The sequence below is a fragment of the Bacillus sp. CH_48 genome (assembly GCF_038008465.1).
In the GTDB taxonomy this organism is placed as follows: domain Bacteria; phylum Bacillota; class Bacilli; order Bacillales; family Bacillaceae_G; genus Bacillus_A; species Bacillus_A thuringiensis_S.
In genome coordinates, this window is record NZ_JBBOZF010000001.1 from 4,595,770 (window position 1) to 4,607,969 (window position 12,200).

The following is a 12,200-nucleotide window of genomic DNA, read 5'->3' on the forward strand; positions in this document are numbered from 1 at the left end:
CACATCCTTCATTTAGTCTAGACCGACTGCCGGTCTATAACACCCAAACAGAAAAAAGCTATTTCTGTTTCATTAAAACCTCGATCATATAATCAAAGGACCCTTCTTTCGCTCCAACAGATACTTCCATCATTTTAATATAAGCCTTAGCTCTTCTCATCATTTCTTCCGGTTTCCACTGGAATAAACCATCATCAAATATGACTTGTGCTGAAGAGAGTAATAATTCAATTGTTTCTTGTGGGTATGGAGTAGAAAATATGCCTTCTTCTATTCCTTGCTCTAAAACTTCCGTTAATACAGGAGATAAATGTATAATGGATTGCACTAAACTTTTCTGATGCATTTCTGCATTATTTGGTTGATGGAATTGTTCAATCATTTTTTCTTTGACATCTCCTGATTTTGGTGATTGTTCCATTAAAATTTTAATTAACTTATCTAAAACGGGGATATCGGGATTGGAGACAATCCTTTTCGCCTTAGTGACATCCTCTTTAATAATCCTCATAATGATTTCATCCATTACTTCCTCCTTCGACTTAAAATAATGATAAAACGTCCCCTTTGCTATACCAATTTCTTTTAAAATATCATTCACGGTTGTTTTCGTATAACCTTTCGTAAGAAACAAACGCTCAGCTGTTTCTAAAATTTCCTTTCTACGCTCCTCATACTCCTTTACAATTCGCATTCAAGTTCTCCTTCCCATCAGACCGACTGTCGGTCTATTAAAATTATATGTTTAGTTTGCAAAAAGTTTCCTATTATCGTACATATACAACACCATACTTTCTATTTCCTTTATAAATTTTTATTTTTTAACGTCCGCTCAATTTGTTTAAAACGTATCTCATGTTTCTTATCGTCACCTTTCATTTTAGGAAAAGAACGATGCCTCCGTTCGATCTATGTACTTATCAATGGAGTATTTTGTTGAGTTCCAATATGTAATATTGCATATTTCGCACTTTTATTTTTTTTACATGTGATAATTTATTTATAAAAATATAAATTATTAATAAGGGTGATTTATATGAGCAAGTTCCGAAAGAAGATGATTAAATATTTGCAAACATTTTGGGGATGCTTAGCATTTGGTGTATTAATGTTTGCTATCTTCTTAATTACGGATTTAACAGATTCATCTTTAAATACATTAGGCTGGAGAGACTGGCTAGGTTCTGTAGCAGGCGCAACCATTTTATCTGTTGGGATATTTACTTTAAATAAATTGAATTTAAAATAAATATTCGGTCAATACTGAATGTGGGCTGTATGCCAACATTCATTTAAAATAGTCTTCTCTGTATCTCCTTGTATTGAGCAGTTAGCTTTTGCTAGCTGCTCTTTTATTTTGTTCCGGTTCTTGCCTCTTAAAGAACTCTTTATCTACTTTTCCCCAATAAGTACACATATCTATTCCCCTTTGCTACAAAATGAAATCTTTATTTTGTTTTACGCGTCGCTTCTTCAATCAGCCAAGATACAATATTAAAATCATTAGCTTCACCCTTTAAAGATGTTCCGTTCCAAAAGCATTCTTTCATCACTTCAAGTAATTTTTCAACAGCTTCAATTCATCTCATATTAATTTTCCCTTTCTCCCAAATAACTATTTTGTTTTATTAATTAACTGATTAATAAAACAAACACCTTTATTAAACATTCCATGTTTCTTCACCCCTTGAATATTTTTCAAATAAAAATACATACTATTTTCAAGCCGCCGTGTCCATGGCTAATACCTCTTTCTTTTGATGTATATTTTTTTAGAAATCGAAAATAATACCAACAAGCAGTTTGAACTAGCAGCTTCACTCTTCTCGCAATGGGGATGCAAATTATCACAATTAGCTAACTCATTGAACTCACTGGCAGACAACCAAAATCGTTGTCTGCTTTTTGTATGAGATTTTTCGTTTTACATATACTACTTTTGAACCTGCAGACCAATACGAGCCATTTTGGTGCTTGGGATTTCCCTTCCGGGGATAAGTATCTTTTACTTATCCCTTTTTTGTATAGACACGTATATTTAGGGTAAAACTAATTACAAGCAGATTTTCTGTTTATGCGTAGTTCTAAACAAGATTACTTTTTCTCCTATTAAAGGACGGCAGGTACGACTGCTAGTCCTTTTTTCTTATTTCGCATATTATCACTACATTACCTTCATCGTCGTAAGCAATTTCCCCATAAGGATGGCAGTGGTGCTTCTCGAGTTCCTCATCGATCAAAACTAACAAATTAGTTTTCCAGTTTCCAACGATCGTACACCAATACGAGTTTAATCCTTCATAAACTTCTCTTGTTCTATTTCAATAATTGCGGAATGTATAATGAAAATACTCGCTCGCTTCAATACCTTTTCTTTTAACCAAAGTGTTCTGCTGAATGATAGTAATACCCTTGCACTAATGGTTTTGGACTATAAAATTCCCTTTATAAATTTCAAATGCGGTGAATGAAATTTTGTTTTTTTCTTGCCATCATCCTTGTTGTATACAAACAAAAAAGAGCCACAATATTTTGCGACTCTTTTACAATTATAACTATTTAACGGCCACGTCTTTGCTGACCTTGCTTTGTACTACCTTTTTTATTACTTGACTTATTAAATGATCGGTTATTTTCATTTCTTGAATCACTTCTCGAGCTATTTCTCGAATCACGTCTTGATTCACTTCTTGAACCTTCGCGGCTATCTCTTTGACGATTTTGACCTGATTTCTTTGGAGCCGGCTTTGGTACCGGTTTTCCATTTTCATCTACACGTTTTATCTTCGGTTGTTCGATTATTTCTCTTTGTATTGGTGCACCAAGCGTTTTTTCAATTTCTTCTAAATGTTTTTCATCTTTCGCTGCAACGAACGTAATTGCAAGACCTGATCCACCTGCACGTCCTGTTCGGCCAATGCGGTGAATATAACTTTCTACATCTTCAGGGATATCAAAGTTAAATACGTGCGTTACACCATCTACATCAAGTCCACGAGCTGCTACATCCGTTGCGATTAAGTACTGAATTTTAGCTTCGCGGAAACTCTTCATAACTCTTTCACGTTTCGCTTGAGGTATATCACCATGAAGTTCAGCACAATTATAACCTAGTCCTTTTAAATTATCATAAAGCTTACTTGCTCTAACCTTTGTACGACAGAAAATAACTGCTAAAAATGGCTGGTCACGATCCATAACAAAACGAAGTGCATCTGGCTTTGCACGATCTGTCGTCTCAATGACACGCTGCTCAATTGTATCTACCGTTACTTCTTCACTTTGTACTTGAATCATTTGCGGCTCATCCATATAACGCTTCGCCAATTTTTTAATATCTTTTGGCATCGTTGCTGAGAATAACATCGTTTGTTTACTACCAGGTGTCTCATCTAAAATATCTTCAATATCATATAAGAAACCGAAATAAAGCATTTGATCCGCTTCATCTAGTACAATCGTTGAAAGATTACTTAAATCAATTGTTTCGCGTCGTATATGATCTAATAATCGTCCTGGTGTTGCAACAACAATATGTGTATTACCTTTTAATTTTCTCAATTGTTGTGCTACATCTTGCCCACCATAAATCGCTAGTACATTAATATCTTCTCTTTGAACAAGCATTTTTTTAATTTCAGTTGTAATTTGCAGAGCTAGTTCCCTTGTTGGTGCAACAATTAAAGCCTGAACATCACTAGACTCTGGATTGATTTTTTCTAAAATCGGTAACACAAATGCTAACGTTTTACCCGTTCCAGTTTTCGCCTGCCCAATAATATCTTTACCTGACAGAATAACTGGAATTGCCTTTTCTTGAATTGGTGTTGCTTCTGTAATTCCATTTTCACGTAATGTATGATTAAAAGTTTCACTAATTCCTAATTCTAAAAAGTTTTTCAAATAGACCACTTCTTTTCCTTATTTTTCACATTAGCTTTCATTGTACCATTTGTTTCGCTAAATATGAAAAATAAAAAAATTCTTATCTTCTTTTTTTATATTCATCCTGTACTAGATGGACAAATTCTTTTTGCTTTTTCTCGGATTTTATTAATGGTTCCATATTTGCAGAAGTCAAAATATACTTTTTAATTTTTCTATTACTCCAAATTAAACTTGTATACTTCGGATCTTCATGTAGATTTCGAAACCACTCTAATTCACTTAATTTTGCAATATGGTGTTTCAATTTCATGTCATTTCGAGGATAAAACAAAATAACATTTGCTATTACATCAAATAACGAACCCATCTTCTCCCTCCTATATCCTTGCTCAAATTATATATATTCTTTTGTACATATACATTTCAATTTTACCGAAATATACTGTTACTGATTTGGTTGAAATCGCAAAATATATGAACTAAAAAACCGATCTTTTTGATTTAGGAAAGACCGGTTTTCATTATTTTATAAAGTCAGCTTTCCTCCATGGTAGCAATAATACTGTGCTGCTTTAAGACTTTTAATCCTATTTAAAGACTTTTCCGCCCTTTCTATATCTAAGCAAAAATCCGGATTAGCTATTACTAACTCACGATTCTCTTGAACCGCTGCATCTCCTGTAATTACACAGTCTAAATTCGGAAAATATAATGAAATATGCCCCGAAGTATGTCCTGGCGTCGCTACTATTTGACATTCATTATTCAAAATCATTTGACCATCATGTACTTTTTCATCGACGGAAATATGTTTTATATTTTTTAACTGTTGAATAAACCATTTACCAAATTCTTTTTCTTCATTTGGCATACGTTCTAACATTTTTTCAGCTTGAGCCAACCTCTCTGATCTTATATCACCACTAATATAGTTAGATTCAATTTCACTAGCAATAACATTAATATTTGGATATTTCATTTTAAAATCATATAAATCCCCTATATGATCGTCATCATAATGGGTAATAATTATATTCTTTAAGTTTTTCATCTCATATCCATGTTTTAATATTGCATTTTCAATTAAAGGTAAAAAACTTGGATATCCTGTATCGACTAACGTTAATTCATTATGTAATATAATTAAACTTGGATAAATACATTGTTTTTGCCCGTTAAATTCGAATTCAATTGGTAGTTCTATTATTTTCATTTTTCTTCCCCCATACCGCTTATAAAATGCATAATAATAACTAAATCATCCACATACATTTTACAATATATATACTATGTAACGGAACACTGTGAATCGTGGCATAATCCACATTATATTATTTTGAACAGGTAATCCCCTATTTTTATGGAAATATATAATAAGAAAAACAATAACATTGATTAATCTCTCACTTCTTTGTCTATCCTTTTAAAAAATCTATGTTTTTGTAAAAGGAGTATTTATATGGAGAAACAGACACTTTGGAAAAAGTTCAAAAAAAGCTCTGTAAACCTCGGTAAATCCAGCGTATATGAAAGTATTATCCTATTCTACACAATGAAAAAGAAAGAATTACCTACTAAAGCGAAATTCATAATATTAGCCGCTTTATCTTATTACGTATTAACAATTGATTTCATTCCAGATATAGCTGCTATTATTGGGATTGGCTTATTAGATGATGTTTTAGCAATCGCTGTAGCGCATAAATACGTTATGAGACACGCAGATGCTGAAATTCGAGAGAAGAGCAAAGTAAAGATGGAATCATTATTTACTTCAGCACAAGCATAATTAAACTATCTAGTCATTTACCATGAGAGCATTGCAGAATAAATTCCTAAACAGTAAAAGAATTTCTCTTAGTCCTCAAACCGTAAACAAATAGGGTGTCAGCACTTGTTCCTAAGTTCTGGCACCCTTTTATTTGTTCTTATTTCTATCTGTTATATAGTTGCATGTGTTCCCTTATACAAAACTGCTATTGCCGCGACTATAAGGATCACACCCATAAAAGCAGGTGCAGCATGACCAAGCGATACATAGATTTGCCCTCCAATAATAGGACCAATCATTCTTGCTAAAGCTTGAATAGATTGGCTTCCACCTTGAATCCTTCCTTGTTCACTAGAACTAACAGACTTTGAAAGCATCCCGTTGAATGAAGGCCCGAAAATTGAATCCCCAAAACCATACATCAGCATTCCAACGATAAGTAGTGGATAGAGTGAAAACAAAGCTGATGCCGCAATAAAACTGTATCCTATAATCTCCGAAACCATCCCAAGAATTGCTATTTGTTTATCACTAAGCTGGATCAAAAGCTTTGGCATGATAAAACTTTGTGAAAAGATGTCTTGAAAGCCCAAAATTGAAAACATAAGTCCGATTAATGCAGGTTTCCAACTGAAAGTATCCATTGTAAATTGCGTGAAAATTGCTTGTAAAGATCCGTTAGGTATCCAAAGTAAAAACGCTGAGACAAGTAACCATGTTAAACTTTTCATGGAAAGTATGTTTGCTAGCTGTGCAAAAGGATTTAACCTTACAAAAGTAATCTCTTTCAACCTATTATTTTTTTCAAGACTCTCAGGCATATATTTGATCCCATATACAACATTTATTAACGTTATGATTGCACCAAAATACATAGGTACAGTATCACCAAACTTGGCAAGTACCCCCCCAATGGTTGGACCAATGATAGTTCCCGCACCTACAACTGCACTCACCCATCCAAAGTATTTCGTTCTCTGCTCTTTTGGAATGATGTCTGCAAAATATGCGAAGATAGTACTTATGCTCCCGCCTGTTATTCCTTCTATTATGCGTCCAGCAAATAGTACCCATAAAGCTCCTCCTATTCCAAAAACTAAGTACCCAATTGCAGAACCAAATAAGCATATTAAAAGTAATGGACGACGGCCATACTTATCGCTTAAAGCCCCGAGTACTGGGGCAGCTAAAAACACGCAAGCCGCATATACGGAAGTTAGTAGTGTTACAACTAACGCTTGTTCTTCCGGATTACTTATATATGGCTGTACTAAGAATGGGACTACAGGCATGATGATACTGAAACCTATACCACAAAGAAATACAGAAATAAGTCCGAATAGTAAAGCATGTTTATCTATGCTTTTTTCAGTTTCCCTTTCATTTTGTGATCTAAATATAGACATTTGACTTCTCTCCTTAAAATACTTTGTTGCTTCGTCAACAAAATAATAACTCCGTTTTGTTGATTATTCAACAAAAATGACATAATAAAAAAGCAGCCTATTCGCATTAGAGTAGGGCTGCCATTTCATTATTAAAATGTATTACGATTTAATATGTATACCTTGTTTCTTTATTTCTGCATCCAAATGTCTACTATACTTTTCCACGAAACTAATTATACTGTCGAATTCTTCTTTAGTTACTTGCTCAAATACAGCTTTATCCCGCTCATGAAACTCTTTGTGCAGATTTTCATGGATTTTATAAATTTCTTTCCCTTCTTCGGTAAGCCTAAAATAAATTTCTTTCTTATTTTCTGACTTTTGGTAGCTTTCAATAAAACCTTTTTGTATGAGCTTCTTAGTCATTCTACTTATAGCACCGCGAGTCACATAAAAAGCCTCTGCGAGTTGTGTCACGTTAGAATCTGCATTGTTTTCAATATATTCAATGCAGTGAACTTCAGAAGACTTAAAACCTTTAAGACCTTCTTCCATCTTATCTTTATTAAGCCAAACCAGCTTATTATATAATTCCCTGAAACCGTTCATGACCTGTTCTTCTTTATTCATGACCTGCCCTCCTCACCGCTCATTAGCACATTAAAACTATTATATTAAATTTCTGCTTATGTTTCGACAATATTGAAATAATTATTGTAACATTCAAGATATGTGTAAAAATTGGTGCTTAAATTAAACCATTCATTAAACAGCAAATTTATTGCTACTTACAGTAAACGGTAGACAAAAAGTAAGAGCTAAGATCATTTCTCTTAGCTCTTCTTTTATAAAACTATTTCACTTCATTAGCGACAAAAAAGTGCTCACATACACTTGATATGCGCTGTAAGTCCACGTTCCCACCGGATATAACAGCTACTACTTTTTTCCCTTTTATATAACTATCAACTTTTCTTGCAAGAAGTGCAGCAGTTGCTAATGCACCTGCACCTTCTACAACAGCTTTCCCACGTTGTAATAAATCTTTCATCGCTACTTCAAGTTCTTTTTCTGATACAGTTACAATATCATCTACTAATTCTTTTACAATTTCAAATGTTAATTCCCCAGGTATTTTAACAGCGCAACCATCTGCAATAGTAGGCGCCTCATAATGTTCTACGATTGCTCCTTTATCGTAAGATGCCTTCATTCCATGAACATTATCTGCTTGGACACCAATTATATTAATCGATGGATTAAAAGATTTTAATGCTACAGAAATACCAGAAATAATTCCGCCTCCACCTATTGGTACAATGACAGTATCTACATCCCACATATCATCAAGAATATCTAATCCAATTGTACCTTGACCAGCCATTACCTCTACATCATCATATGGATGTAAGTATGTCTCACCTGTTTCCCTTATAATTTCTTCACATTTTGCCTTTGCATCATCAAAGGTTTCACCATGTAAAATCACTTCAGATCCATATCCTTTTGTTGCTTCAACTTTTGCCTGAGGTGCAGAAATTGGCATAACAATTTTACTCTTAATACCGAGTAAATGAGCAGATAATGCAACTCCTTGTGCATGATTACCTGCTGAACATGCAATTACACCTCTTTCTTTTTCTTGATCCGTGAGCCGCGACATTTTATTAAATGCGCCACGAAATTTAAAAGAACTCGTTAATTGCATATTTTCTAATTTCAAATGAATTTCTCCGCCCGTTTTACTAATGGCGTTTTACGAGCATTTCTATCTAGAATCTTGTGAGCTTTTTTAATATCGTCTATATGTAATGGTAGTTTTCTAGTTATCATACTTACACCTCTTCCACTGTTCTATTCCTAAGTTTTCGTAAGTCGTAGCTCCTTTATACGAAAAGAAAAAGTCTTTATATATGTACCCCACTCTGAAATAAACACATTTGCAAACAATTTAACATCCTCTTCATATCACGTTCTTTATAATGATTTAAACATGCAATTTGGATCCAATTATTCTTTTGTAAATAAGATGACTCATAATGAACGATGTATCCTTGTAATGCTAATGCATCGCCTACTACTTTAGAAGAATGATCTTCGCTCAATACAATAGTAAGTATAATTGGCGCGGCATGTTCTTTAGGTGAAACAAGCTTTAACCCCATATCAGTAATAACTTCTTCAATATACTCGTATGTCTCTTTAATTTTTACAAATACCTTTTCATCTTCAAATCTCTTCAACGCTTCTTGCAATGCATAAATTAAATTCCATGATTGTGAGTATGGAATGCTTTCATTTTCTTCATACATACCAATGTCCATATAGGCCGGCACAGCCTCGTTTATTTTTACAATGTGGTTATGAAAAACGAAAGAAATTCCTGTATATGATTTAATCGCTTTACCGCTAACACCACTTGCAAAATACACATCCTTTAAGTCTAATGGTATTGCTCCAATTGAGCTTATGCAATCTACACATAGTTTCATTTGATTCTCGTTACAAAGAGTATTTAGCTCGTTTAAATCGTTTAACATTCCAGTAGATGTTTCATGATGAACAAACCAAAGCCATTCATAATTTCCAGTTGTCATTATTTCTTCTAATTCTGTATAAATAAACGGCTCTCTCATTTCCTTTTTATACGTATCAAAATGTAACTGTGCTCGTTTTGCATGCCCAACTAATCTATTTCCAAATTCTCCATTTGTTAATACTAGTCCTTTCCCTTTTAAAGAACGTAACTGTAAAGCAATCGCATCATTGGCTAACGTCCCTGTTCCTAACATAAGTTGTACATGTTTTGCTTTTGTCATGTGAAGTAACCGTTTTTTCACATTGTCCATTGTCACTTGAAATGACTTAGAGCGATGCGAAATAGGCTTAGTACAAAATGCCTTTCGAACGTTCTCTTCAATGTCTACTGGACCAGGTAAAAACGTGTATTCTTTCGTCATAATACTTCCAACACTCGATTCTTCAAACATAGCAGGGGTAACATACATTGGCTGGTAGGTTGCTGCTTCTGTACCAACTAACGTATGGAAATCTTTGAATCCCATCTGCTCATATAAAGCTAGTTCACGTGTTGTTGCAGAAATGAGTGCTAATTCATATCCGTTTAGAAGCAAATAACGATGTAGAAAACGGATTAATCCTAACAACGCTCTTCCATTCCTATATTCACGTTCTACTGAAAGTAAACGAATTTCATACACTTTTTCTCCATGCTCTTGCAAATAAACATCTAAATTTGAAATTTTATAATCTAACGAGAATGGTCGTTTTCCCCGCACCGCGACCATACCTACTAATCTATCCTCATCTAAACAAATTAAATATGTATTTTCTTCATGAAACCTATCTATACGAAACTGATCTTTCGTTTCTTCATGTTGTGGAATCTCTTCCACAAAAGTTTTATAATTTAATTTATGTATACTTTCAAATTCCCAATCTTGATCAGCAACTTTATAAATTAACCCCATGCCTTATCTCCTTTATCTATTTAATAAAAAATGATAAGTGGAGATTATCCCCACTTATTAAACATTCATTTTATTCTCGATTTACATATAGAATAAGTACAATAATCATTCCACTTAAAATAGTCGTAACAATAGAATAAGAATAAAGAATCATACAAATTGGTAAACAAGCAATCGTAATTAGTCCTGGCTTCGTAAATCCTTTAAATATTAAATAAAATACAATAAAAATGCCTATGAGGGTAAGCGCTATCAAATAATCAAATGCGATTAATCCTCCAATAAATGTTGAAATACCTTTACCGCCCTTACCTTTAAATAAAACTGGGTAAATATGTCCAATAATAACGGCCAATAATGTTAACATTACGAATGTAGGATCTTCAAAAAGATATTTTGCAACAGTAACAACGATTGCTCCTTTAATTGCATCACCTAAAAATGTAGCGATGAAATACCCTTTTCCATATACGCGCCCCATATTTCTTGCACCAGGATTTCCGCTTCCTTCACCCCTAATATCAACGTTATGTCTCAATTTTGTTACTATATAAGCGGTCAAGATGTTTCCAATTAAATAAGAAGCCACCAAATATAAAAACTGCATACTATTAATCATGTAATCATTCACTTTCTACATGGGATTACATATACAATATTCAATTACTACGTATATTGTACGTTTTAATATACATCCCTTTATACATTTTAACATCATATTTTTACAAATCATACAAAAATTCTCATACGCTATTTTTAAAAATATATATCCCTCATTAAATAATATGTTCCTTTCACTGCCATTTCTGCTTGTGATACAAATATAATTTCTTTCATACTTTCTTCACAGCATTTCTTAAATACAGCAAATATTTCAGGAACTAAACGCAATATACTGCCACTTACTGCAATTGGCGTTGAGTGCTTAAAGTTTAACTTGTTATAAACATTTACTGTAATCCTTGCTAATTCCTTTCCAGCTTGCATTATAATTTCATGTGCATCATCATTTCCATTTCTCGCTTCCTGAATAACTAATGGCGCGATTGCTGCAATTTTATCTTTAGAAGAAGTATATACTAAGCTTTTTATATGAGACGGTGTCAAAAGTTGAAACTGCCTTTGAATATTCAAACTCAATGGACAAAGACTGATTCCTTGATCAAATTGAATTGCCATTTTCTTTAAAGATTGTAATGCAATCCAATATCCACTTCCTTCATCACCTAAAATATGTCCCCATCCACCGCTATACTCATACGCTTCTCCTTTCTTTCCAAGACAAATCGCACCTGTACCACCAATTGTTAAAATTCCGTCATTCCCTTTTAAAGTAGCTGCATGTGCGATCATTGCGTCATTGAATACTTCAATTGGTGTTCCATACTTCTTTTTTAGACGTAATGTTAATTCATTTGTATTTGCTCCACTTACACCCGCTAATCCTAAACAAATACAAACGCAATCCCCCTTTAATAACCCTTTCTGGCATTGATCAATCACTTCCATAATATGCACAAGAGCTTCTTCAAAATCTATTAATATATTTCCAAATCCACTTGTAGCTCTTGCAAATTCGTTACCGTCTTTATCAAATGCAATTGCTTCTGTCTTCGTTCCCCCGCCATCTACTCCAATCATATACTTCATATATTCGCCTCA

General features: G+C 33.6%; 11 protein-coding genes and 1 pseudogene. 2 read left to right on the forward strand and 10 right to left on the reverse strand.

Translation table 11 applies throughout. The annotated features are described in order from the left end of the window. Window positions 1-58: 58 nt before the first annotated feature. Window positions 59-694, reverse strand: coding sequence for a TetR/AcrR family transcriptional regulator (locus N2V92_RS23140; RefSeq protein WP_016077729.1), 636 nt, complete (start codon window positions 692-694; stop codon window positions 59-61). 342 nt (window positions 695-1,036) lie between these two features. Between N2V92_RS23140 and N2V92_RS23145 the strand changes: the two genes are divergently transcribed. Beyond that, window positions 1,037-1,249 (forward strand): hypothetical protein, encoded by a 213-nt coding sequence (locus N2V92_RS23145; protein ID WP_016077730.1) that lies wholly within the window; start codon window positions 1,037-1,039, stop codon window positions 1,247-1,249. Between the two features lie 1,310 nt (window positions 1,250-2,559). On the opposite strand, the gene N2V92_RS23150 is transcribed toward N2V92_RS23145, so the two are convergent. The 3 genes from N2V92_RS23150 to N2V92_RS23160 all read right to left on the reverse strand — a co-directional run bounded on the left by N2V92_RS23150 (window position 2,560) and on the right by N2V92_RS23160 (window position 5,101). Further along, window positions 2,560-3,912: a DEAD/DEAH box helicase gene (locus N2V92_RS23150; RefSeq protein ID WP_002082792.1), complete on the reverse strand. Its 1,353-nt coding sequence runs from the start codon at window positions 3,910-3,912 to the stop codon at window positions 2,560-2,562. Between the two features lie 73 nt (window positions 3,913-3,985). Beyond that, the gene (locus tag N2V92_RS23155; RefSeq protein WP_000535041.1) at window positions 3,986-4,255 is read right to left on the reverse strand and encodes a hypothetical protein; all 270 of its coding nucleotides are present in this window, start codon (window positions 4,253-4,255) and stop codon (window positions 3,986-3,988) included. Window positions 4,256-4,414: 159 nt separating this feature from the next. Then, window positions 4,415-5,101: an MBL fold metallo-hydrolase gene (locus N2V92_RS23160; RefSeq protein WP_000691159.1), complete on the reverse strand. Its 687-nt coding sequence runs from the start codon at window positions 5,099-5,101 to the stop codon at window positions 4,415-4,417. A 246-nt stretch (window positions 5,102-5,347) separates the two neighbouring features. Between N2V92_RS23160 and N2V92_RS23165 the strand changes: the two genes are divergently transcribed. Further along, a complete protein-coding gene (locus tag N2V92_RS23165) occupies window positions 5,348-5,677 on the forward strand; it encodes a YkvA family protein (RefSeq protein ID WP_000415089.1) in 330 nt (109 codons plus the stop codon). Window positions 5,678-5,829: 152 nt separating this feature from the next. Here the strand turns inward: N2V92_RS23165 and N2V92_RS23170 are convergent, their stop codons facing one another. The 6 genes and pseudogenes from N2V92_RS23170 to N2V92_RS23195 form a co-directional block, all read right to left on the reverse strand. Further along, the gene (locus N2V92_RS23170; protein ID WP_016077731.1) at window positions 5,830-7,065 is read right to left on the reverse strand and encodes an MFS transporter; all 1,236 of its coding nucleotides are present in this window, start codon (window positions 7,063-7,065) and stop codon (window positions 5,830-5,832) included. A gap of 141 nt (window positions 7,066-7,206) precedes the next feature. Then, entirely contained in the window at window positions 7,207-7,677 is a 471-nt protein-coding gene (locus tag N2V92_RS23175) for a MarR family transcriptional regulator (protein ID WP_016077732.1), read from the reverse strand. Window positions 7,678-7,900: 223 nt separating this feature from the next. Beyond that, a pseudogene (gene tdcB, locus N2V92_RS23180) lies at window positions 7,901-8,880 on the reverse strand (bifunctional threonine ammonia-lyase/L-serine ammonia-lyase TdcB). A gap of 74 nt (window positions 8,881-8,954) precedes the next feature. Beyond that, the gene (locus N2V92_RS23185) at window positions 8,955-10,538 is read right to left on the reverse strand and encodes an aminotransferase class V-fold PLP-dependent enzyme (RefSeq protein WP_016077735.1); all 1,584 of its coding nucleotides are present in this window, start codon (window positions 10,536-10,538) and stop codon (window positions 8,955-8,957) included. A 70-nt stretch (window positions 10,539-10,608) separates the two neighbouring features. Then, entirely contained in the window at window positions 10,609-11,157 is a 549-nt protein-coding gene (gene plsY / locus N2V92_RS23190) for a glycerol-3-phosphate 1-O-acyltransferase PlsY (protein WP_000610879.1), read from the reverse strand. 137 nt (window positions 11,158-11,294) lie between these two features. Continuing rightward, window positions 11,295-12,188 carry a BadF/BadG/BcrA/BcrD ATPase family protein gene (locus N2V92_RS23195; protein WP_000876580.1) on the reverse strand — a complete coding sequence of 298 codons (894 nt, stop codon included), beginning with the start codon at window positions 12,186-12,188 and terminating at the stop codon, window positions 11,295-11,297. Window positions 12,189-12,200 lie beyond the last annotated feature (12 nt).

Excerpts from the sequence above, each read along its gene's own strand:
- N2V92_RS23140 (WP_016077729.1), bottom strand. The coding sequence starts at position 694 with ATGCGAATTGTAAAGGAGTATGAGGAGCGTAGAAAGGAAATTTTAGAA.
- N2V92_RS23145 (WP_016077730.1), top strand. The coding sequence starts at position 1,037 with ATGAGCAAGTTCCGAAAGAAGATGATTAAATATTTGCAAACATTTTGG.
- N2V92_RS23155 (WP_000535041.1), bottom strand. The coding sequence starts at position 4,255 with ATGGGTTCGTTATTTGATGTAATAGCAAATGTTATTTTGTTTTATCCT.
- N2V92_RS23160 (WP_000691159.1), bottom strand. The coding sequence starts at position 5,101 with ATGAAAATAATAGAACTACCAATTGAATTCGAATTTAACGGGCAAAAA.
- N2V92_RS23165 (WP_000415089.1), top strand. The coding sequence starts at position 5,348 with ATGGAGAAACAGACACTTTGGAAAAAGTTCAAAAAAAGCTCTGTAAAC.
- N2V92_RS23170 (WP_016077731.1), bottom strand. The coding sequence starts at position 7,065 with ATGTCTATATTTAGATCACAAAATGAAAGGGAAACTGAAAAAAGCATA.
- N2V92_RS23175 (WP_016077732.1), bottom strand. The coding sequence starts at position 7,677 with ATGAATAAAGAAGAACAGGTCATGAACGGTTTCAGGGAATTATATAAT.
- N2V92_RS23185 (WP_016077735.1), bottom strand. The coding sequence starts at position 10,538 with ATGGGGTTAATTTATAAAGTTGCTGATCAAGATTGGGAATTTGAAAGT.
- plsY (WP_000610879.1), bottom strand. The coding sequence starts at position 11,157 with ATGATTAATAGTATGCAGTTTTTATATTTGGTGGCTTCTTATTTAATT.
- N2V92_RS23195 (WP_000876580.1), bottom strand. The coding sequence starts at position 12,188 with ATGAAGTATATGATTGGAGTAGATGGCGGGGGAACGAAGACAGAAGCA.